Source organism: Sorangium sp. KYC3313, assembly GCF_052075895.1.
Classification (GTDB): domain Bacteria; phylum Myxococcota_A; class Polyangia; order Polyangiales; family Polyangiaceae; genus Sorangium; species Sorangium cellulosum_B.
The window spans coordinates 3,811,247-3,831,986 of the sequence record NZ_CP197255.1; the positions used below are offsets into that span (position 1 = coordinate 3,811,247).

Consider the following 20,740-nt stretch of genomic DNA (forward strand, 5'->3'; position numbering starts at 1 on the left):
ACGAGGACAGAAAAGAAGGAAAATAGTGCGATGCGCAGCAACGTGAGTCGCTCAATTGTAATCTTACTCACGGCCTTCCTCGCCGCGTGCGGCTCCGCCCCGCCGCCCGACGCGCCGAAGTCGCCCGAGGGGGTCGCGGCGCCCGATGTCTCGGCCGCGCCCGACGGGGCGGCGGCGCCCGATGGCTCGGCGCCTGATCGCTCGGCCGCGCCCGCGGCGGGCGGCGTCGCCGAGGAGTGCGTGTGGCCGGCGGGCACCCCCGCCGAGCCGCCGCCGGCTTGCCCGCCCGGCTGCTTCTGGAGCGAGAAGGACAAGGCGTGCAAGCCGGATCGCGGGGTCATCGTGCCCCAGCGCCCGCCGCGCTGACCCGCTGCCCTCTCAGCCCGAGGCGGCAGGCGCCGGACGCTGCTCCAGCCACGTCCGCGCCTCTTCCATCAGCTTCATCGTCAGCTCGCGCAGCGTCACGTCCGCGGCCTGCGCCGCGGCGAGCGCCCGCGCCACCTCCTCGGGCGGCGCCGCGCCGCGCCGGGCCAGGTGCAGGGCCTCCCAGAGATCCGCGCAGAGCACGCGGTCGCGCTCGCGGTGCTGCTCGGCCACGCGGCGCGCGGCCTGCGCGTCCGCCAGCGCCTCGGCGCTGCGGCCCATGCCGGCGAGCAGCTCGGCACGCCGGAGCAAGGTCAGCGAGAGCATCGCGTCGCCGCGCTTCTCCTGCAGCCCGACCGCCTCGTCGGCGCAGCGCAGCGCCGCGCCCGCGTCGCCGCAGCGCCGCAGCGCCTCCGCCCGCAGCGACAGCGCCACGCCGCGCAGCGCCGGATCGCCGGCCTCGGTCGCCAGCGCCGCGGAGCGCCCCGCCACCTCCGCCGCCTCGGCCGCGCGGCCGGCGCGCAGCAGGAAGGCCGCCAGGTTCTGCAGGAGCAGCCGGCGCTGCGCCCGCATGCCGTAGCGCTCGGCCCGCGCCGCGAGCCCGTAGAGCCGCTCGATGGCCGCCGCGAGCCGCCCCAGCTCGGCCTCGACCACCGCGAGATCGCCGTCGATCTCGACCTGCCGCCACACCGAGGCGCCGGCCGCCGAGAGCTCGAGCGCGCGCTTCAGATCGGCGTCCGCCAGCTCGAGGTCGCAGCGATCCGCCTCGTAGTCGAGCTCGAACCGCAGCACGCGCGCCGGCAGCTCCAGGCCGGGGCCGCAGCGCACGGCCAGCTCGACCGCCTCGCCGGCGAGCGCCATGGCGCGAGGCCCGCGCGTCACCCCGGCGAGGGCCATCCGCGCCTCGCAGCGCAGCCGCTCGTCGCCGAGCGCGTCGGCGTCGGCCAGCAGCGATTCGTCCCCGATGCCCGCCTCGTGCAGCCCGCGGGCCACCTCCAGCCGGTAGATGCGCCGCCGCAGGCCCGCGGCGCTCGCCGGAGCGAGGGCGCCCGCGCTCGCCCCCGGCCGCTCCAGCCGCTGCCTCGCGTCCTCGAAGGCGCGCCCTCTCAAGAGGACGCGCACGATGTCGAGCTCGATCGCGGCGCGCTCGCCGGGATCGCCGGCCAGCGTCGCCAGCCGATCGCCGAGCCCGGCGGCTTCCTCGAAGAGCCCGGCCGCGAAGGTCGCATCCATGGCCCGCCGCAGCCAGGCCCGCGCCGGCTCGACGGCGCCGAGCTTCTCGTAGCCGGCGGCCAGGAACGCCGCGTCCGCTGCGGCGCCCGGCCCCGCGGCGATGGCGTCGAGGAGCGCCCGGTGCAGGCGCGGGAACCAGGGGCGCTTGCGCGCCACGCCGAGCACGGCCTGCCGCACCATCTCCTGCCCGAAGCCGATCTCCGGCGGCTCCCCCGACACGGTGAGCATTCCCGCCTCGACCCAGGCGTGCACGGCGCTCTCGAGCAGCTCGTCGCTGGCCACCACGCGGTAGAGGACCTCGAAGCCGAGGCCGCCGCCGTACAGGGCGACCGCGGCCAGGGCGCGCAGCCCCGCGCGCTCGGCGTCGCTGCCCGGCTCGAAGTAGCTCGCGAGGCGGTCCTCGACCAGCTCCGCGACGCCGGGCACCTGCTCGTGGAGCGCCCGCCCGGAGGCCGCCTGCAGCGCGCCGTCCTGCCACGTGATGGCGCCCGTCTCGCGCCAGGCCAGGAGCGCGTGCACCGCGAAGAAGGGCACGCCGCCGGAGCCCCGCGCCACCGTCCGCGCGAGCTCCGGGGAGAGCGGCGCGATGGCGTGCGCCAGCCGCTCGGAGTCGGCCTCGTCCAGCCGCTCCAGCGCGAGGTGCTTGATCCCGGGCCGTATCCTGGAGCGCACGGCCCCGAGCAAGGCCCGCAGCTTCGGGGACGGGCTCGGCTCGTTGCGGGCCGCCGTGAGCACGAGCAGCCGCGCGGGATCGCCGCTCGCGGCCTGCTCGGCGAGCAGCGAGAGCAGGCGCAGCGTCGTCGGGTCGGCCCACTGGAGGTCGTCGAGCGCGAGCAGCAGCGGCTCGGCGGCGGCGCGGAGCAGCGCCGCCTCGACCCCCTCGAGCGCGCTGTCCGCGTCGCCGGCGCTGGGCAGCGCGGCCGGCGCGAGCGCGCGATCCACGGCGTCGGAGAGCTGGGCGAGGGCCACGCGGCCGCCGGGCGGCAGCGCGTCGAGGGCGCGGCGCAGCGGCCGCAGCGGGCTCTGCCGCTCGGGCGAGCAGCTCCCGCGCAGCACGCGCTCGGCCGGCAGCCCGGCCGCCTCGATGCCGGCCTGCAGCACGCGCGTGCGGCCGATACCGAGCGGACCGGTGATCACCACGAAGCGCGCCCCGCCGGCGATCTGATCCGCGGCGCCCGCCAGCGCCGCCAGCGCCGCCTGCCGGGCGATGAGCGGCGGGTGCACCTTGATCTCGGGGGCCTCGGCGCGGGAGACGGTGCGCGCTGGAGGGGCGTTTGCCCGGGAGAGCGTCGGCGCTGCGCCTGTGGCGGAGCCGGGGGCCGTGTCAGGCGAGCGCTCGGCGAGCGGCGGCGCGGCCAGCGCGCTCGCCATCTCGGGAGGCGCCGCCGCAGGCGCCCCCGAGGGCTGACTGCGCGGCGCGGGCGGCGCCGCCAGCGCCGGGCCGCCGCCGCCCCGCAGCGTGCGGGCGACGCGCTCCGCGGCCTGCCCCTCGTGCGGCGCGAACGGCGCCAGCGCGGCGGCGAGCGCGGCCACGTCGGCGGGGCGCTCCGCCGGGTCTTGCCGGAGGCAATGCAGCACGGCGGCCTCCAGCGCCGGCGGGGTGCCGGGGCGGGCCGCGGCGAGCGGCGCCGGACCGCGCTGGATGGCCGCGCAGACGTCGAGCAGCGACTCCCCGGGGAAGGGCGGCGCCCCGCTGAGCAATCGGTAGAGCACGGCGCCCAGCGCCCAGATGTCCGAGCGGGCGTCGGCGGTGCGCGCCGAGCGCATCTGCTCCGGGGCCATGTAAAGGGCGGTGCCCAGCACCGCGAACGTGCTCGTGAGCTGCTCTCCGGCGGCCGCGGGCGTGTGCTTCGCGATCCCGAAATCGATCACCTTCACGAGCTCCGAGCCGTCGGCCCGCCGCGCCAGGAACAGGTTCCCGGGCTTCAGGTCGCGGTGCACGATCCCGTGCGCGTGCGCCTCGGCCAGCCCCTCGCAGGCCTGCAGCGCGTACCCCACGGCGACCTCGATCGGAGGCGGCCCCTGCACCCGCAGCAACGCGCCGAGATCGCAGCCCTCGAGCAGCTCGAAGACCAGGAATGGATCCCCGGTGTCGAGGAAGCCCAGATCGAAGATGCGGGCGACATGCTCGCCGCGCAGCGCCGCCGCCGCCCGCCCCTCGCGCAGGAAGCGCTCCCGCGCCGCGGCGTCGACCAGCGCGTCCCGGCGCAGCAGCTTGAGCGCGACCTGGTTGCCGAGGTGCAGGTGGCGGGCGGCCATCACCACGCCCATCCCGCCCTGGCCGAGCAGGCGCTCGACGCGGTATCTGCCGGCGACGACGTCTCCGAGGCTCACCGGGGCGCTCATGGGCTTCGCGGCGCCCGAGTATAGCGGTGTTCGCTGCGCCGCGGACGCGATATACGCGCCAGACCCTCGCAGCCGAAGGAGCCCCGCGTGTCGATCAAGGACCACCTCTCCATCTCGCCCGAGGTCAGGAAAGCGCTCGCTGGCGGCCGGCCGGTGGTCGCGCTGGAGTCGACCATCATCACGCACGGCATGCCGTATCCGCAGAACCTCGAGATGGTGCAGCGCGTGGAGGCGGTAGTCCGCCGGAACGGCGCCGTGCCGGCGACGATCGCCATCATGGACGGCAAGCTCAGGGTGGGCGTGAAGGGGGACGATATCGAGCGGCTGGCCAGGGAGGGCGGCAAGGCGGCCAAGGCCTCGCGGCGCGACATGGCGGCGCTCCTGGTCCTGGGCGGGCTGGCCGGGACGACCGTGGCGACCACGATGATGGCGGCGGCGTGGGCCGGTATCCGGGTCTTCGCCACCGGGGGCATCGGCGGCGTGCATCGCGGGGCGGAGACGACCTTCGACATCTCCGCCGACCTCGAGGAGCTGAGTCAGACGCAGGTGGCAGTGGTCTGCGCCGGGGCCAAATCGATCCTCGACATTCCCAAGACGCTGGAGACGCTGGAGACCCATGGCGTGCCGGTCCTGGGTTACAAGACCGAGGATTTCCCGGCCTTCTGGGCGCGGCAGAGCGGGCAGAAGGTGGACCACAGGATCGAGAGCGCCGAGGAAGCGGCCAGGGTCATCGCGCTGCAGTTCGAGCTCGGCATGGGCGGGGTCCTGGTGGCCAACCCGATCCCCGAGAGCCATGCGATGGACGCCAGGGCGATCGAGGCGCGGATCGAGGAGGCGATCCGGTGCGCCGAGGCAGAGGGGGTGAGCCGCAAGGACCTGACGCCGTTCCTCCTGAAGCGCATCTTCGAGCTCACCGAGGGCAAGAGCCTCGTCGCGAACATCGCGCTGGTCGAGAACAACGCGGCGGTGGCGGCGGAGATCGCCGCGGCGATGAGCGAGCTCGGGGCGAAGTCGAAGTCGAAGTCGAAGGCCAAGGCATGAAGCGAGGCCCACCGCGCGCTCGCGGTGGGCGACGTGATCGTCGGCCCCGAGGGGTTCTGGGCGGCGATCAGCTCGCCTGCGCCTCCGCTGCGGCCGCGGCCTCGTGCGCCGCGGCGAGCTCTGCGTCCTTCGCCGCGATCCGCGTGAACGCCGGCCGGCTGCACACCCGCGCGACGTAGTCCTTCACCTCCGGCAGCTCGGGCACGAGCTTGAACTTCACCATCCAGTCCAGCGCCTTGCCCCAGAGGACGTCGGCCGCCGTGAATCGATCGCCGAGCAGATACGGCCCCTTCCGGAGCGCCTCTGCCACCACGCCGAACATCGTATCGAAATCTCCGTACGGAGACATCGACGGCGGCGCCGGATCGCGCTTCATCGCCCGATCGACGACGGCCGGCTCGAAGCTCGACCCGTAGTACACGATCCACCGGAGGTACGGCCCGCGCAGCGGATCCCCGATGGCCGGGGTCAGGCCGGCTTCCGGGAACAGATCGGCGAGGTAAATGACGATCGCGACCTGCTCGGTGACGAGCGCGCCGTCGTGCAGGATCGCGGGCACCTTCCCGAGCGGGTTCACGGCGATGTAAGGGGCCTTGCGCTGCTCCCCGGCCTTCATGTTCAGCACGCGGAGCTCGTGGGGCGCGCCCAGCTCCTCGAGCAGGGTGCGCGTGGTCGTCGAGCGCGTGTTCGGTGAATGGAACAGGACGAGGTTGCCCCTCGGGGTCGTGGTCGAATCAGCCATGTTGGTGCCTCCGGGGCGGACGCTACTGCCCGGGCGAGGCGCGGTATTGTAAAAGAGCGCCACGCGCGATCATGAGCTCGAGCATCACCCCCGAGGACCCCACCCGCGGCATCCTGAACCCCGCCGCGGGTCTCCAGCGCTTCGAGCTGCACCGCCACGCGCCCGCGCCGGACCTGGCCAGGCTCGTCGACTGGCACTGGGTCGTCCGCTGGTCGCTCACCGCGCCGTTCGAGCAGGAGCTCTTGCCGCACCCCTGCGTCAACCTGGTCATCGAGCTGCCGGGCTCGGCGGTGCACGGCATCGGGACCCGGCGCGAGGTCGTCCGGCTCGAGGGCGCGGGGCGCGTCGTCGCGACGAAGTTCAAGCCAGGCGGCTTCTTCCCGTTCGCGCACCTCCCCATGCGCCGGCTGGTCGACCGCGTCGTCCCCCTCGTCGAGATCTTCGGCGGCGCGGCCGGGCCGCTCGAGCGCGTCGTGCTCGATCAGCCGGACGACGCTGTCGCGATCCGCGCCGTGGAGGAGCTCCTGCGCGCGCGCAGGGGCCCGGAGGACGCCGGGCTCGACGAGGCCATGGCGCTCGCCGTCCGCGCGCAAGAAGACCGCGACATCCACCGCGCCGAGCATCTCGCCCGGATCGCGGGCGTCTCGGTGCGCACGCTGCACCGCGCGTTCGAGCGGTACATCGGCGTCGGGCCCAAGTGGATCATCCGGCGGTCACGCGTGCAGGAGGCCGCGGAGCGCGTGGCCACGGGCGCGCCCGTCGCGTGGGCGGCGCTCGCGCAGGAGCTCGGGTATCATGATCAGGCGCACCTGATCCGGGAATTCAAGGTCCAGGTCGGCTTCACACCGGCCGTCTATGCAGAGCGGTGCGCGGCAGCGAGGTCGAAAGGCGGCCCGCCCGGCGTGAAGGGGTGAGCTGCGTGTTCACGGCCATCCACAGCGCGAGAAGGCCCCGTGATGCGCAAGAACTTGGTTCAATTTTCTCCAGCTGGAAGAACCCAAAGCGGCTTGCGTCAAAGTTCCTCTGTCGATACCATCCACGCGCCAATCGCGCGCCGTCGTCGGCGACACCAGCTTTAGAGGTACTCGAAACATGCGTCGATTTCAGAATCGCGTCTTCGTGGTCGCGTCGTTTTCTTTGGGGCTGTTCGCGGCCATGCCCGTGTACGCGGCGTCCGTGCAGGCGGTGAGCCAGGCGACGTGGGGAGCGAGCGGCGTCCCGAGCTACGTCAACATGAACATCTACGTGCCGGACAAGCTGGCCGAGAATCCGCCCATCGTGGTGGGCTGCCACTCGTGCAGCACGCCGTTGAGCTCGTTCTTCAACAGCATCTCGGGTATCAAGGCGGGCGCCGACAAGAACGGCTTCATCATCATCCTTCCGGAGGCCACCGGCCGGAATTGCTGGGACGTGGGCACGACGAAATCGCTGACCCACGACGGCGGCGGCGACACGCAGGCCGTCGCTCAGATGGTGAAGTACACGCTCGAGAAGTACAAAGGCGACCCGAAGCGCGTCTACGTGATGGGCGGCTCGTCCGGAGCGATGATGACGCAAGCCATGCTGGCGGTGTACCCGGACATCTTCCGGGCCGGCGCGGCGAGGGCGGGGGTGGCGGCCGGGTGCTGGGCGGACGGCTTCGACGCGGGCCAGCAATGGAGCAACAACTGCGCGGGGGGCAGGACGAGCAAGTCGGCGCAGCAATGGGGAGACCAGGTTCGCGGGATGTTTCCTGGGTACACGGGGCATCGCCCGCGCCTTCAGATCTTCCACGGCACGGCGGACGCGACGATCAACTACAAGAACCAGGCCGAGGCGATCAAGGAATGGACGAACGTCCTCGAGCTGAGCGAGACCCCGACCTCGACCGACATGATCACATCGGGCGGGACCACCTATGATCGCCAGTTCTGGAAGAACGAGTGTGGTCAGACGGTGTTCGAGGCCTGGTCGGGAAGAAACGGCGCGCACTCCATGCCGTACGAGGCCGACGCCATCCTCGCGTTCTTCGGGCTCGACAAGGCCGGTGGCGCCGATCCGGAGACCAACTGTTCCGAGGCTGCCGGCAGCGGCGGCACGGGTGGCTCGGGCGACGGCTCCGGGGGTGATCAGAACGTCGGCGGCGCCGGGCCTGCTGCGGGGAGCGGCGGCGCCTCGGGGGACGGCGGAAGCGCGGGCGAGGGCGTGACGGTCGGCTCTGGCGGGCAGCCCGCAGGCGGCGGCGAGGTCACCACGACGGGCGGCAGCGACCCGAGCGGCACGAGCGGCACGAGCGGCGCTGCGGACAGCGCCTCCACCGGTGCGGGCTCGGAGTCTGCAGGTGAATCGGGTGAAACGGGAGGGTGCGCCGTCGTCAATGGCGATGCCAGGCCGAAGAGCTCGTATGCAGCGGTCGTCGCCATGGGTCTTGCGCTGTTGACGCTCCGTCGCCGGCAGCGAAACGCCCGGAGCTGACACGTGTCTTGCCGGTGAGCTGACGCAACCCCTCGGCCTTACGAGAAAATTCACAGCGAGGTGGCGAGGCGGGGAGATGGGGAGTGAAATCCCACCAATCTCCCCGCCTCCCCGCCTCCCTGTTCAATCTTCTGCCAAAAATAAGGGGTCTCCGCGCTAGAAGGGGACCTCCGGAATCGGCGCGCGGTCGAGCCCCGGCGCGGTCGTCGGCGGGATCGGCGGCCTTCTGGAAGGAGCGGGGACAACCGTGTGCGGTGTCCTGGGCGTGGCGCTCGACGGCGGCCGTGCTGCCGTGGTGGACGTCGAGGGCGCCGGTGGCGTCGCGGTCTCGCCGGCGGCGTCTGCTGCCGAGCCCGTCGCCTCTGCAACGGGCGCCGCGGGCGTCACGCTCTCCAGCGGCTCCGAGGAGCGCTCGACCTCTGCGGACGCCCTGGCGGCGACCTCCTCCGACGCCGGCGCGCCGGCCGAGGCGACCTTCGCATCGCCCCCGCCGCTCGCTCCGCCCCGACCGAGCGCGATGGTGAGGCCGGCGCCGAGCAGCATCGCCATCGCGATGCCGATCACCAGCGTCGCGCGCTGAGGCCGCTGCTGTCCGGCGTCCTGCGCCGTCGATCCGGCGATGGTCAGGGTGCCGGGGCCCGCCGAGCGGGGCGCGGATGCTGGCTCGTCGAGCTTGGCGGCGTCGAGCGCTATCGTCCCGCTGAGCCTCGGTCGAGCGGTGCTCGGCACGCCGGAGCACGGGCATTGCAGATCCGGAATCGATGGCGACGCCATGCCCGCGATACGGCGGAGCTCGCTCATCATCTCTCCGACCGACTGGAAGCGCTCCGCCCGCTCGCGGGCCAGCGCCCGCGCGAAGAAGGCATCGATCTCCGGCGGCAGGTCGGGCGCGATCAGGGACGCGCTGGGCACCGGGCCGACCAGGATGCTGGCGATCACCGCGCCGAGCTGGGCCCCCTGAAAGGGCAGCTCGCCGGTGATGCCATAGAAGAGGATGACCCCGAGCGACCAGAGATCGCTGCGCTGGTCGATGTCCTTTTCGCCCCGGACCTGCTCCGGGCTCATGTAGTGGGGCGAGCCGAGCAGCTCTCCGGTGCGGGTCACCTCTTCCGTCTGCGCCGCGCAGGTCTCCTTGACGATGCCGAAGTCGAGGATCTTGACGACTTCATCCTGCTCTCCCTCCACGCGCACGAGGAACAGGTTGGCAGGCTTGAGATCGCGATGGACGAGGCCGGCGTCGTGTGCGCGACGGATGGCCTTGCCGGCCTGCACCAGGATCAGGGTGGCGTCCACGAGAGAGAGCCGGCCGACGCGCAAGAGGCGCGTGCCCAGGTCCTCGCCCTGCAGCAGCTCCATCACGAGGTATGGAGTGTCGTCGTCGACGCCAAAGTCCTGGACGTAGACGACGTGTGGGCTCTGGAGGCTCGCCGCGATCCTGGCTTCACGCTCGAAGCGGGCGAGGAACGTCGATGACGCAGCATAGGTCGGGTCCATGAACTTGACCGCGACGAGAGAGCCCAAGTTGACGTGTCGCGCCACCCACACCGAGCCCATCCCGCCGTGCGAGAGAGGTCGTTCGAGACGATACTTCCCACCTACGACGGAATCCGGAGCGAACTGCATGGTGATGGCTTCCTCCTGATAGCCGAGGGAGGCGAGGGGAGCGTACAGGATAGGAAAGGCGCCGGCCACGACGAGGCGGGAGATGTCAGATGGATTGTCCTTCTGTGCGCCACGTTCCGGGCGCCTCGGGCTCGATACGGCCACGAGATGGCTCCCCGGATCGCCGTGGCAGGCCCGGGTCCGACGCGGGCGTCGAGAGCGCCATCGGTGCGTGACGTTCCTGACAGCGGCGGTGTTCGGCGAGGGGGATGGGCTCGGGACGACGGCGAGCGCGGGCGCTGCGCGCGCCGGCGCTGAGCGTTCGCGCGCCGAGCACCGGGGGCCTCGCTTGCGCAGCGCAGCACGCCGGGCCTCCGCGGCGGTCCGCCGGCGCCCGCGCCGCGAGAGAAGACCACGACGCCCCCACCTCCGAACCCCCGCGCGGCAGCACGAGACCGCCCGCGAGAGCTATTGCGATCCCCTTGCCTCCGTCTAGAATCTACACTGCAATGAACAAATTATTTCGCAATTCAACTATCATCGCAGCTGGTCTCTCCCTCGCTCTCGGCGCGCTGGCCTGCGGAGAAGACGACAGCCCGGCAGACCAGAGTGGAACGGGCGGCGGGGCGACCACGGGCTCGGGCGGCGGGGCGACCGCCGGGTCGGGCGGCGGGGCGACCACCGGGTCGGGCGGCGGGGCGACCACCGGGTCGGGCGGCGCGTCGACGTCGGCGTCGGCGTCGAGCGGCGGGGTGACGACGGCGTCCGGCGGCGATCCCAATCCCGATCCCGCGAACGCGCGGACCTTCGACCACCGGCACGCGAGCCTGGACGGTATTCCGGCGAGCTGCGTCGAGGCGCTCAGGTCGGGGGACTTCGTCTTCCACTACGCCCACCGCTCGCACGGCTTCCAGATCATCGTCGGCGCCGAGAGCATCGAGGCGAAGACCCCTGCCTACGCCTTCGAGAAGGAGTATTGCGCCGTCCCCCAGCAGGAAGGCGCCTTCCTGATGTGGGACGGGATGATCGCCACCGACCTCATCCCGGGCGCGCAGTACTGGGCGACCGAGGCCGGGATCAACGACGTGCGCGCCATCCTCGGAGGGCACCCGGAGATCCGGTACTCGATGTGGGCGTGGTCCTCGGAGATCTCCGTGCAGACCGAGGAGGACGTGCAGCGGTACCTCGACGTGCTCGACGCGCTCGGGCAGGAGTTCCCGGAGGTGACCTTCATCTACATGACGGGGCCCGGTGACGAGGAGTACAACGGCGTGAACCGCGTGGAGCGCAACCAGCAGATCCGCGATTTCTGCCGGGATCATGGGAAGATCCTCTATGACTTCGAGGACCTCGACGTCCACGCGGACGGCGAGCGGCACACCACGATGGTGGGCGACGTCGAGATCCCGATGCAGCACCCGCGTTACGACGTGGAGACGTCCGGCAACACGGAATACGAGCACACCCACACGACCCAGGGCGCCTGCGAGAACAAGGCCATGGCCTTCTGGCGCATGATGGCCGAGCTCGAGGGGTGCGCGCCGTAGCCCCCGAGGCCGGCGGGCGCGCGGGCTGGCGCTCGGCCGCGGCGACGCCGCGAGCCGCTGTCTTTCCTGTCGGTCAAACGGTTACTGGATCAAGGCTTACGAGGCGCCGGCCGACACGCTGCTCGCGAAGAAGCGCCTCATCGAGGCGCTGACGCGGCGCCTGTTCAACCACGTCGAGCACGGCATCAACGTCCCAGGGAAACGGCTGGACGAGGCGCGGCTCGCCTTCGAGTCGGAGACCGAGCCGCAGCGGAAGCGCGTCAAGGCCGCCATGCTCGCGGGCGCGATCTTCAATCGAGCGACGGATATCTTCACCAAGCTCGTCGAGATCCAGGAGCTCGGCGTCACCATCGAGCCCGACAACGCCCTGATGCGCGAGTGCGGAGAGCACCTCCTCGAGGCGCTGACGCTCGGGAAGAGGGTGCTCCACCGCAGCGGCGAGGAGGGGCTCGACGAGCTCTGGGGCGAGCCCTTCAAGGCGTTCTCGTTCCCGATCGAGGCGTTCTACAACAGCCGGTATGTCAAGATCGCCCAGAGCATGAGGGCGATCGACGGCATTCGCGACGCGATGATCGCCATCTTCGCGGGCTCATCGCGCCACGTACGGCGCCGCGCCCGCGTCCGGGTCCGCGCGCAGCGTCGCCTGAGCGTCCGGACCGGCCGCGCTCACCCCGCGTCCTGCGCCGCCACGAGCTGGATGCCCTTCTCGGGACAGGCGACGACGCAGAGGCCGCACGCCTGGCACTGCGCTGCGTTCGGCGTGAACGCGGTCTTCCGGCCGTGGACGAGCGACTTGAGCTTGCCGAGCGGCGAGAGGGCCTCGAACTGAGGGATCCCCTCGTTCGTCACGGAGCCGGGAATCCATCGCCCGGCGGATGGTTGATGCGGCATGATGCCACCCGTGACCGTTGCCGATTCGCTTTCGACCCAAAGGCCCGACCGAGACAAGCTCGGTCTGGATCACACCCGGGAGTTCGTGGACCGCGTTTTCGGCGCTGACTTGCACGCCTTGCGCGTGCTGTCGCTGGCAAACGGCGTCGCCGGGGTCCTGAACGCCGCCGTCCTGTCGATCCACGCCATCGGGCAGGCCTATGCGAACGTGGCGAAGATCACCGCCAAGAGCGGCGTCAAGCAGGTCGACCGCATGTTGGGCAACGACGCCCTGTCGCTCGACATCGTGCTGGCGCGCTGGGTCCGGTTCGTCGTGGGAGAGAACGCGTCGATTCTCATCGCCCTCGACTGGACCGACTTCGACAAGGACGACCACACGACGCTCTGCGCCTACATGGTGACGACCCACGGTCGGGCGATGCCGCTGGCTTGGAAGACGGTGAAGAAATCGACGCTGAAGGATCGGCGCACCGGACATGAACTGGAGATGGTCGGCTGCACACCTGGCTGCCCGAGAACGTGAACATCACGCTCCTGGCCGACCGGGCGTTCGGCTATCAGGAGCTCTACGCGCTCTTGGAAGCGTTCGGCTGGGACTTCGTCATCCGGTTCCGAGGCTGCAGTTGTTGGTGGGCGCGCGAGTGACGGACAAGCGTGCCGCCGTGGGCGCCGTGGTGCTCGTGAATGCGGCGCGCATGAAGGAGGCATGGTGCCTGGCGACGTCGCTCGCGACCACGAAGGCGGCGGAGGTGGTCAAGCTCTATGGCCGGCGGTTCACGATCGAGGAGACCTTCCGCGACACCAAGGACCTCCACTTCGGCATGGGGCTGTCGGCGACGCACATCCGCGATGCGGCCCGGCGCGATCGGCTCCTGCTGCTGGTCGCCATGGCGCACACGCTCTTGACGCTGCTCGGCGCCGCCAGCGAGGCCTCCGGGCTCGATCGAACTCTGAAGGTCAACACGGTCAAGAAGTGAACGCACTCGCTCTATCGCCAGGGGCTGTACTGGTACCACTGCATCCCCACGATGCGGGAGGAGTGGCTTCGCCGCCTGGTGGATGCCTTTGACCGCATCGTCCGCGAGCATGCGTTCTTCCGCCATTTCTTCGAGGTCAAATGAGGGGATGTCTCAGCCAGGGATCTGCTGCTCACGAACGCGCTGTTCTACTGGGCGCCGAACAGCATCGCCAGCGCGGCGAACCTCTATTACGAGACCGCCCGCAACGAGGCCATCCCGCCGTATCTCTTCGAGAGGATCGCGGCGCCGACCGCCGTGGCCGATTTCCCGGCGGAGATCTACCGCTCGCCGCGCGCCTGGGTCGAGAGCAGGGCCAACCTGGTGCGGTGGGCGGAGATGCCGCATGGCGGGCACTTCGAGGCGCCAGAGCTCCTCCTCAAGGACGTGCGCGCCTTCTTCCGGTCGCAGCGCGCCGGCTCGGGCGCCTGATCCGCGACCCCGGGCCCGCCGGCGGCCGGCGGTGAGCGGCGTCGCTCGCTCGCGCGGGTTTTGCTCGCTGAGCCCGCCCGGGCTCCAGCCGAGCGGCGACATGCGCGCCATCGCGTGTACAATCGGATTATGAAACGTGATCTTCGTTCTGCGTTGCTTGCCGTGTTGCCGGCGCTGACGGGCGCATCGTGCGGGGCGCTGCTCGGCCTCGATGACTTCACCGACGCTCGAGCGCCGGGCGGCGGGGGTAGCGGAGGGATTGACGCCTCCTCTGATGGAGCCGGGACTGCCACGTCGGGCGGCGCAGATGGATCGGGGGGCGCAACGTCGGGCGGAGGCTCAGGCGGCGCTCCTGGCGGTGTGTGCGCTCCGAACAGCGACACGTGGTGCTCGGGGAACACGCCGCAGCGGTGCGACGACCGCGGAGCGTGGCAAGACGAGGCGCCGTGCCCCGCCAGGGCGCCGGTGTGCCGCGGAGGGACCTGCGTGGCACCTCCGAGCTGCGCCGACCTGGCACCGACGTGCGGGCCGATGAGAAACGAGAGCTGCTGCGCGACGACGGCGGTATCGGGCGGGACCTTCAACCGGAGCAATGTCAGCGAGCATCCGGCCAAGGTGAGCGACTTCCTGCTGGACCGGTTCGAGGTGACCGTGGGGCGATTCCGCGCGTTCGTCGATGCGTACCCGAGGAGCTTTCCCGAGCCGGGAGCCGGGAAACACCCGAAGATCGAGGGGAGCGGGTGGGATTCGAGGTGGAACGGGTATCTGGCTTCGAGCGCGGCGTTGCTCAAGGACGAGGTAAACTGCGAATCGATGTTCCGGACGTGGACGGATACGGCGGGCGACAACGAGAGTCTGCCAATGAACTGCCTGAGCTGGTATGCTGCGTTCGCGTTCTGCGCCTGGGATGGGGGCCGCTTGCCAACGGAGGCGGAGTGGAACTACGCAGCGGCGGGCGGAGACGAGCAGCGGCCGTACCCGTGGTCGACGTCGCCCACGGATGAGACGATCGACCAGAGTTTTGCGGGGTATGGCTGCACCTTCACGGATACTCCAGAGAAGTGTACGTTCACGGACATCTTGCCTGTCGGATCACGGAAGGCAGGAGATGGAAGATGGGGGCAGGCCAACCTGGCCGGGAACGTGCGAGAATGGGCCCTGGATATGAAGTGGGACTATTCCGAAGATTGCACGGACTGCGCTAACTTGGAGGGGGGAGCCGAGCGGGTATTGCGGGGCGGCTCCTTCTCGGATGACGCGCAATACCTGCTTTCATCCACCCGCGAGAGCCACGACGCGACGACGCGCCGCCCCTACATCGGGGTCCGCTGCGCGAAAAACCCGTAGTTGCGAGGCGAGTCCACCGAGCGGATCCGTTCTGCTGCGAGCTGGAACGGCGGCCGCGGGCTGCGCCGTCGGCCATCAGCAGCAACGCCTCGCCCCGCCGTACGATGCGTTTCCGTCTTGTCCGGACGCAGGGCCGCCTCCACCGCCGTGCGCTGGTCTTCCCCGGCTGGAAATTCTTTGGCGGAGTATTGCGACGTCCCCGCCGAGCCGGGCGTCTTCCGGGTGTGGGACGAGATGATCCACAACAACTACGTGCTGGGCGAGCAGTACTGGGGGAGCGAGGAGGGGCTCGCGGCGCTGCGCACCATCCTGAGCGAGCACCCGGAGATCCGGTAGTCGATGTGGTTGTGGTCCTCCGAGATCGTCGAGCAGACCGAGGAGGACGTGAAGCGTTCCCTGGACACGCTGTACGCGCTCGGCCAGGAGCTCCCGAACGTCACGTTCATCTACATGACCGGGCCCGGTGACGAGGAGTACAACGGCGTGAACCGCGCGGAGCGCAACCAGCAGATCCGCGATTTCTGCCGGGAGCATGGGAAGATCCTCTATGACTTCGAGGACCTCGACGTCCACGCGGACGGCGAGCGGCACACCACGACGGTGGGCGACGTCGAGATCCCGATGCAGCACCCGCGTTACGACGTGGAGACGTCCGGCAACACGGAATACGAGCACACCCACACGACCCAGGGCGCCTGCGAGAACAAGGCCATGGCCTTCTGGCGCATGATGGCCGAGCTCGAGGGGTGCGCGCCGTAGCCCCCGAGGCCGGCGGGCGCGCGGGCTGGCGCTCGGCCGCGGCGACGCCGCGAGCCGCTGTCTTTCCTGTCGGTTAAGTCCCGGTTTCCGGCGGAGGACTCCGCCGGATCGCGTCGCTCACGTCTTGCGGGCCGCCTTGCGCCCATGCTACTCGGCTGTCGCACGGGCATGCTCCCCCGCGCGCCTCCCGCGCAGGGGCGCCGCCTGGCAGCCGATCGGAGGCGGGCCATGGAAAGCGCGATACCGCTCGGGAAGAAGCAGATCATCGACGGCCAGCTGCGGGTCTACTACTACGGTTACTGGATCAAGGCCTACGAGGCGCCGGCCGACACGCTGCTCGCGAAGAAGCGCCTCATCGAGGCGCTGACGCGGCGCCTGTTCAACCACGTCGAGCACGGCATCAACGTCCCAGGGAAACGGCTGGACGAGGCGCGGCTCGCCTTCGAGTCGGAGACCGAGCCGCAGCGGAAGCGCGTCAAGGCCGCCATGCTCGCGGGCGCGATCTTCAATCGAGCGACGGATATCTTCACCAAGCTCGTCGAGATCCAGGAGCTCGGCGTCACCATCGAGCCCGACAACGCCCTGATGCGCGAGTGCGGAGAGCACCTCCTCGAGGCGCTGACGCTCGGGAAGAGGGTGCTCCACCGCAGCGGCGAGGAGGGGCTCGACGAGCTCTGGGGCGAGCCCTTCAAGGCGTTCTCGTTCCCGATCGAGGCGTTCTACAACAGCCGGTATGTCAAGATCGCCCAGAGCATGAGGGCGATCGACGGCATTCGCGACGCGATGATCGCCACCTTCGCGGGCTCGCCGATGTTCGCCGGGCTGGACCGCCTGGCCCGCGAGCTCGCGCACGCGGCCAAGATCAAGTGCGAGACGCTGCGCACCGACGACGACATCTTCGAGGTCTGGACGTCGTTCGTCGTGTCGGCGGAGAAGCTCGCCGGCTTCCAGCCGCTGCTCGGCGCGGACGCCTCGCCCCATGAGCGGGAGCAGGCCGCCCGGGGCGTCGAGCTGATCGTCCGTGGCAAGAACGTGATCTCGTACATCACGCGCGCGCGCGTGCCGATGCCCAAGACCACGGGCGAGCTCCTCGAGCGGTACGAGCGCTATCGCGCCACGTACGGCGCCGCGCCCGCGTCCGGGTCCGCGCGCAGCGTCGCCTGAGCGCCCGGACCGGCCGCGCTCACCCCGCGTCCTGCGCCGCCACGAGCTGGATGGCCTTCTCGGGACAGGCGACGACGCAGAGGCCGCACGCCTGGCACTGCGCTGCGTTCGGCGTGAACGCGGTCTTCCGGCCGTGGACGAGCGACTTGAGCTTGCCGAGCGGCGAGAGGGCCTCGAAATCTGCGCGCTCGATGCGGCCGATCTCGAAGACGTGATAAGGGCACACCTCGACGCAATCGCCCTTCGCCTCGCACCGGCTCCGGTTCACCACGGGCCGGAAGGCGCCGGGCTCGGCCCGGCACTGCTCTCCCGGCCTGTCCCGGTGCGACGCGGCGCGACGCGCCTTCTCCTTGTTCAACGATCCTGTCATTGCGTGCCTCGTGGTGATGGGCGCGACGATCAGCGCAAGCGCGCCGCCCCGCAAGGGGCTACCAGCTCCACCCGCGCCGGTCAACGAGGCGAGGCCGGCGGATCGCCGTCGCCGGCGAGCTCGCCGGCGGTTGGTTCCGCGTCCCCCGGAGACCTGACGGCCGTTCGACCCGGGTCGCGGCCGCCGCGAGCGCAGAGGCTTTCACGCGCATGAGCGTCGGCGGCGCGGTGTTGTACTGCGGCTGCACCGTGGCCGGCGCGCGCGGCTCGCTCGGAGCGCCGCGCGCGGCGATCGCGCTGGCTGGAGCGATTTTCCGGCGGAAGCGCGGCATTGCTCCCGCAAAGGGCCGGGCGTTTCGGAGATCGACAGGGGCATGACACCGCCCTGGCCGCTCCTCTTCGGCGAGCGGTCGTGGCATAGTCCGTTCATGAGACATGAACTCCTTGGCTCCGTGCTGTGTGGCCTCCTCCTCGCCGCCTGCAGCGATGACGAAAGCGTGTCGCCGATCGGAGCAGGCGGCGCGGGCGGCAGCACGAGCAGCGGCGCTGGCGGCGTCACGACCGGCGACGGCGGAGGCGGAAACGGAGGCGCAGCGCCGGTCGCCTGCGGAGGGAGCGCAGGAGCGACCTGCGGCGAGACGGAGTACTGCGCGACGCCGGACGTGGCGTGCGCCGCGGAGGCGCAGGGCGAGTGCACGCCGAGGCCGAGGGTCGGGGAATGTCCGGACGAATGTCAGGGCGTCTGCGGGTGCGATCAGCGCACCTATTGCAATGAGTGCATGGCGCACGCGGCCGGGGTGAACGCGTCGAGGGATACGGTCTGCGCAAGCGCAGATTACGTGATCGCCGACCACGACCGTGTCTACGTGCACCACGCCGACCTGCGAGAAGATCGGTGTCTGGCGATCTCGATCGCGGCGTTCGCCGACAGCGATCCGCTCTATGCCGGCATCGATCTGGAGGACTTCTGGGGCGTGCTGGACGTGGCGCTCACCGACCAGATGGGCGATTGCACCGGGCCGGGCATGCCGCCCGCCGACGAGCGCACGTATACCGTGACCGGGGCCACCGGGACGATGTCGTGGGAGGCTGAGCCGAACACCGGCATCCCGTGCATCATCGACATGGATATCACCGTCACGCTCGACGGGGAGCCCGGGACCGTGCGCTTCCAGGAGACCGGCGTGATCGTCGACAACACGTGCCTGTAGCGTCTAGCGCGCGTCCAGCTCTACTGCGGGAAGTCGGCCGGGGAAGGGGACCGTCAAGCCGCCAAGGGCGCCAAGAAGCCAGAAAAATGGGAGGGAAGAATGCCGGGACGGCACTTCTTCTTCTCCCTTGGCGACCTTGGCGCCATGGCGGTTTTTCTGCCGATCCGGGGCAACTTTTCGCAGCAGTGCTGGCTCCGCTCGTCGGTCTTCACCGGGGTCATCGACGATCGATCGGTCAACGATCGACTTCATGCGCTGCTCGCGTCGGGGACGGGTGAGCCCTGCGAGCCGTCCACAGGAGGCTGTGTCCCAGAGCTACGCCGCGGATGGCAAGGACACTCCCTTCCCGGCTCTCCTTGCATCGATGATGTGAGCGGTGTTGACGAGCCCGATGTGAGAGAACGCCTGTGGGAAGTTGCCGAGCTGCCGGCGCAGCTCGGGGCTGTACTCCTCGGCGAGCAGGCCGACATCATTGCTGAGGGAGACCAGGCGATCGAGGAGCGCCTCCGCCTCGTCGAGGCGACCGACCATCGCGTAGTTGTCGGCGAGCCAGAAGCTGCAGATGAGGAAGGTCGCTTCGTCCCCCGGCAGACCGTCCACCCCCGTCTCGGTCGCGTAGCGCAGGACGAGGCCATCCCGGGTGAGGCCCTTCTCGATCGCCGCGACGGTGGACAGCATGCGGGGATCATCGGCGGCCAGGAAGCCCATGTGCGGGATCAGGAGCACGCTGGCGTCGAGGGCCTCCGAGCCGTACGATTGAGTGAAGGCCCCGACGCGCGTGTTGAATCCGCGATCGAGCAGGTCAAGGCGGATCTCCTCGCGCAACGCGCGCCAGCGCTGGAGCCGCTTCTCCAGTCGATGCTGCCCGCCGACACCGAACTCCTCGTGCATGCGTACGGCGCGATCCACGGCCACCCAGGCCATCAGCTTCGAGTGCGTGAAGTGCAGCGGCTTCGCCCCGCGTACCTCCCAGATGCCCTCGTCCGGCCGCTGCCAGGACTTCTCGACGAAGTCCACAATCTCCACGATAGGGTCCCATGTGTGCGGCAGATCCGGCAGGCCGTGTGTGTGGGCATCGTAGAGCGTGTTGAGCACCTCGCCGTAGACGTCGAGCTGAAACTGATCGTATGCGCCGTTGCCGATGCGCACCGGTCTCGATTCCTCGTATCCCGGGAGCCACGGCAGCTCGATCTCGGTGAGCCGATGCTCCCCGGCCACGCCGTACATGATCTGCAGCTGCGCAGGAGCGCCGGCGACCGCGCGCATGAGCCAGTCGCGCCAGGCCTGAGCTTCCTCGAGGTACCCGCCGCGCATCAGGGCGTCGAGCGTGAGCGTGGAGTCGCGCAACCAGCAGTAGCGATAGTCCCAGTTGCGAACGCCGCCGAGGTCCTCCGGCAAGGACGTGGTCGGCGCCGCCACGATGCCACCCGTCGGCGCATACGTGAGCGCCTTCAGCGTAAGGAGCGACCGCACGACGGCGTCACGCCAGCGGCCCTGGTAGCGACAACGGCCCGCCCACTCTCGCCAGTGACGCTCGGTTCGCGCGAGCTCGTGCTCCGCGTCGACGGGGTGGGCCGGCGCGTGCTCATGCGACGGGTAGAACGTGAGGGTGAACGGCAGGCGTTGACCCGCGCGGATGACGAAGTTCGTCTCCAATCGGGCGGCGTTCCAGTCGGGGTCGAGCGACGCTGGGCTGCTGAACGCAAGCGCGGCGGGTCCAGACGTGAGCGTCGCTCGGCCTCCGTCACGCTGGATCCACGGGATCACGCGGCCGTAGCCGAACCGCGCCCTCAGGTCGGAGTGCATCGGGACCTCGCCCTCGATTCCTTCGACGATCCGGATGACGTCGTGGGCTCCGTCGACGAGCCGGGCGGCATCGTGCGGGGCGACGCCCGGGGGCATGAGGTCGATCAGGCGCACGCGGCCGCCCTCACAGGCGAACTCGGTCTCAAGGATCAGCGTGTCCCGCCGATAGCGCCGCTCCTGGCTCCGTATCGCCGTGGCTGGCCGGATGGTCCAGTAGCCGTGTTCGTCGCGTCCGAGCAGCTTCGCGAAGCACGCGTCTGAGTCGATGCGTGGCAGGCACAGCCAGTCGAGCGAGCCGTAACGCGAGACCAGACCGACCGTGGTCGTGTCACCGATGAGAGCGTAGTGTTCGATCGGAGCTGACATGGCTACACTATGCGTGTTCATGCCTGGACCGCAATCCTGGAGCTGACCGTT

At 70.4% G+C, this 20,740-nt stretch carries 17 protein-coding genes and 2 pseudogenes; 13 read left to right on the forward strand and 6 right to left on the reverse strand.

Going from position 1 to position 20,740, the window contains the following annotated elements; genetic code table 11:
- Positions 1-30: 30 nt before the first annotated feature.
- Entirely contained in the window at positions 31-366 is a 336-nt protein-coding gene (locus ACSRUE_RS14880) for a hypothetical protein (protein WP_437764829.1), read from the forward strand.
- Positions 367-378: 12 nt separating this feature from the next.
- Here ACSRUE_RS14880 and ACSRUE_RS14885 read toward each other — a convergent pair whose 3' ends face one another.
- Positions 379-3,930: a protein kinase domain-containing protein gene (locus ACSRUE_RS14885; protein WP_441291564.1), complete on the reverse strand. Its 3,552-nt coding sequence runs from the start codon at positions 3,928-3,930 to the stop codon at positions 379-381.
- A 99-nt stretch (positions 3,931-4,029) separates the two neighbouring features.
- Here ACSRUE_RS14885 and ACSRUE_RS14890 point away from each other — a divergent pair, with 99 nt between their 5' ends.
- Positions 4,030-4,983, forward strand: a complete 954-nt coding sequence (locus ACSRUE_RS14890; protein ID WP_441291565.1) for a pseudouridine-5'-phosphate glycosidase — start codon at positions 4,030-4,032, stop codon at positions 4,981-4,983.
- Between the two features lie 67 nt (positions 4,984-5,050).
- Here ACSRUE_RS14890 and ACSRUE_RS14895 read toward each other — a convergent pair whose 3' ends face one another.
- A complete protein-coding gene (locus ACSRUE_RS14895) occupies positions 5,051-5,725 on the reverse strand; it encodes a glutathione S-transferase family protein (RefSeq protein WP_441291566.1) in 675 nt (224 codons plus the stop codon).
- 71 nt (positions 5,726-5,796) lie between these two features.
- Between ACSRUE_RS14895 and ACSRUE_RS14900 the strand changes: the two genes are divergently transcribed.
- Together ACSRUE_RS14900 and ACSRUE_RS14905 are read left to right on the forward strand one after the other, a co-directional pair.
- Positions 5,797-6,639 carry an AraC family transcriptional regulator gene (locus tag ACSRUE_RS14900; protein ID WP_441291567.1) on the forward strand — a complete coding sequence of 281 codons (843 nt, stop codon included), beginning with the start codon at positions 5,797-5,799 and terminating at the stop codon, positions 6,637-6,639.
- A gap of 178 nt (positions 6,640-6,817) precedes the next feature.
- The gene (locus tag ACSRUE_RS14905) at positions 6,818-8,179 is read left to right on the forward strand and encodes an extracellular catalytic domain type 1 short-chain-length polyhydroxyalkanoate depolymerase (RefSeq protein ID WP_441291568.1); all 1,362 of its coding nucleotides are present in this window, start codon (positions 6,818-6,820) and stop codon (positions 8,177-8,179) included.
- A 156-nt stretch (positions 8,180-8,335) separates the two neighbouring features.
- Here the strand turns inward: ACSRUE_RS14905 and ACSRUE_RS14910 are convergent, their stop codons facing one another.
- On the reverse strand, positions 8,336-9,802 hold the full coding sequence (locus ACSRUE_RS14910) for a protein kinase domain-containing protein (RefSeq protein ID WP_441291569.1): 1,467 nt from the start codon (positions 9,800-9,802) through the stop codon (positions 8,336-8,338).
- Between the two features lie 731 nt (positions 9,803-10,533).
- On the opposite strand from ACSRUE_RS14910, the gene ACSRUE_RS14915 reads away from it, so the two are divergent.
- The 8 genes and pseudogenes from ACSRUE_RS14915 (at position 10,534) to ACSRUE_RS14950 (ending at position 16,937) form a co-directional block, all read left to right on the forward strand.
- A complete protein-coding gene (locus ACSRUE_RS14915; RefSeq protein ID WP_441291570.1) occupies positions 10,534-11,328 on the forward strand; it encodes a hypothetical protein in 795 nt (264 codons plus the stop codon).
- Positions 11,329-11,404: 76 nt separating this feature from the next.
- Positions 11,405-11,920, forward strand: a pseudogene (locus ACSRUE_RS14920) (hypothetical protein); the annotation flags it as partial.
- A gap of 300 nt (positions 11,921-12,220) precedes the next feature.
- Positions 12,221-13,340 (forward strand): annotated as a pseudogene (locus ACSRUE_RS14925) (transposase).
- Positions 13,341-13,493: 153 nt separating this feature from the next.
- Positions 13,494-13,667 (forward strand): hypothetical protein, encoded by a 174-nt coding sequence (locus ACSRUE_RS14930; protein ID WP_441291571.1) that lies wholly within the window; start codon positions 13,494-13,496, stop codon positions 13,665-13,667.
- Positions 13,668-14,198: 531 nt separating this feature from the next.
- Positions 14,199-15,014 carry a formylglycine-generating enzyme family protein gene (locus ACSRUE_RS14935; protein ID WP_441291572.1) on the forward strand — a complete coding sequence of 272 codons (816 nt, stop codon included), beginning with the start codon at positions 14,199-14,201 and terminating at the stop codon, positions 15,012-15,014.
- 177 nt (positions 15,015-15,191) lie between these two features.
- Positions 15,192-15,350, forward strand: coding sequence for a hypothetical protein (locus tag ACSRUE_RS14940; protein ID WP_441291573.1), 159 nt, complete (start codon positions 15,192-15,194; stop codon positions 15,348-15,350).
- A gap of 3 nt (positions 15,351-15,353) precedes the next feature.
- On the forward strand, positions 15,354-15,773 hold the full coding sequence (locus ACSRUE_RS14945; protein ID WP_441291574.1) for a hypothetical protein: 420 nt from the start codon (positions 15,354-15,356) through the stop codon (positions 15,771-15,773).
- Positions 15,774-16,001: 228 nt separating this feature from the next.
- A complete protein-coding gene (locus ACSRUE_RS14950) occupies positions 16,002-16,937 on the forward strand; it encodes a hypothetical protein (protein ID WP_441291575.1) in 936 nt (311 codons plus the stop codon).
- Between the two features lie 19 nt (positions 16,938-16,956).
- On the opposite strand, the gene ACSRUE_RS14955 is transcribed toward ACSRUE_RS14950, so the two are convergent.
- On the reverse strand, positions 16,957-17,307 hold the full coding sequence (locus ACSRUE_RS14955) for a 4Fe-4S binding protein (RefSeq protein ID WP_437764838.1): 351 nt from the start codon (positions 17,305-17,307) through the stop codon (positions 16,957-16,959).
- 496 nt (positions 17,308-17,803) lie between these two features.
- Between ACSRUE_RS14955 and ACSRUE_RS14960 the strand changes: the two genes are divergently transcribed.
- Positions 17,804-18,517, forward strand: a complete 714-nt coding sequence (locus tag ACSRUE_RS14960) for a hypothetical protein (protein WP_441291576.1) — start codon at positions 17,804-17,806, stop codon at positions 18,515-18,517.
- Positions 18,518-18,520: 3 nt separating this feature from the next.
- Here the strand turns inward: ACSRUE_RS14960 and ACSRUE_RS14965 are convergent, their stop codons facing one another.
- Together ACSRUE_RS14965 and ACSRUE_RS14970 are read right to left on the reverse strand one after the other, a co-directional pair.
- Positions 18,521-18,769 carry a hypothetical protein gene (locus ACSRUE_RS14965; protein WP_441291577.1) on the reverse strand — a complete coding sequence of 83 codons (249 nt, stop codon included), beginning with the start codon at positions 18,767-18,769 and terminating at the stop codon, positions 18,521-18,523.
- 63 nt (positions 18,770-18,832) lie between these two features.
- Positions 18,833-20,689 carry a glycoside hydrolase family 15 protein gene (locus ACSRUE_RS14970; RefSeq protein ID WP_441291578.1) on the reverse strand — a complete coding sequence of 619 codons (1,857 nt, stop codon included), beginning with the start codon at positions 20,687-20,689 and terminating at the stop codon, positions 18,833-18,835.
- Positions 20,690-20,740: the final 51 nt, after the last annotated feature.

Excerpts from the sequence above, each read along its gene's own strand:
- ACSRUE_RS14880 (WP_437764829.1), top strand. The coding sequence starts at position 31 with ATGCGCAGCAACGTGAGTCGCTCAATTGTAATCTTACTCACGGCCTTC.
- ACSRUE_RS14895 (WP_441291566.1), bottom strand. The coding sequence starts at position 5,725 with ATGGCTGATTCGACCACGACCCCGAGGGGCAACCTCGTCCTGTTCCAT.
- ACSRUE_RS14900 (WP_441291567.1), top strand. The coding sequence starts at position 5,797 with ATGAGCTCGAGCATCACCCCCGAGGACCCCACCCGCGGCATCCTGAAC.
- ACSRUE_RS14905 (WP_441291568.1), top strand. The coding sequence starts at position 6,818 with ATGCGTCGATTTCAGAATCGCGTCTTCGTGGTCGCGTCGTTTTCTTTG.
- ACSRUE_RS14910 (WP_441291569.1), bottom strand. The coding sequence starts at position 9,802 with ATGCAGTTCGCTCCGGATTCCGTCGTAGGTGGGAAGTATCGTCTCGAA.
- ACSRUE_RS14935 (WP_441291572.1), top strand. The coding sequence starts at position 14,199 with ATGAGAAACGAGAGCTGCTGCGCGACGACGGCGGTATCGGGCGGGACC.
- ACSRUE_RS14945 (WP_441291574.1), top strand. The coding sequence starts at position 15,354 with ATGTGGTTGTGGTCCTCCGAGATCGTCGAGCAGACCGAGGAGGACGTG.
- ACSRUE_RS14950 (WP_441291575.1), top strand. The coding sequence starts at position 16,002 with ATGGAAAGCGCGATACCGCTCGGGAAGAAGCAGATCATCGACGGCCAG.
- ACSRUE_RS14955 (WP_437764838.1), bottom strand. The coding sequence starts at position 17,307 with ATGACAGGATCGTTGAACAAGGAGAAGGCGCGTCGCGCCGCGTCGCAC.
- ACSRUE_RS14965 (WP_441291577.1), bottom strand. The coding sequence starts at position 18,769 with ATGAAGTCGATCGTTGACCGATCGATCGTCGATGACCCCGGTGAAGAC.
- ACSRUE_RS14970 (WP_441291578.1), bottom strand. The coding sequence starts at position 20,689 with ATGTCAGCTCCGATCGAACACTACGCTCTCATCGGTGACACGACCACG.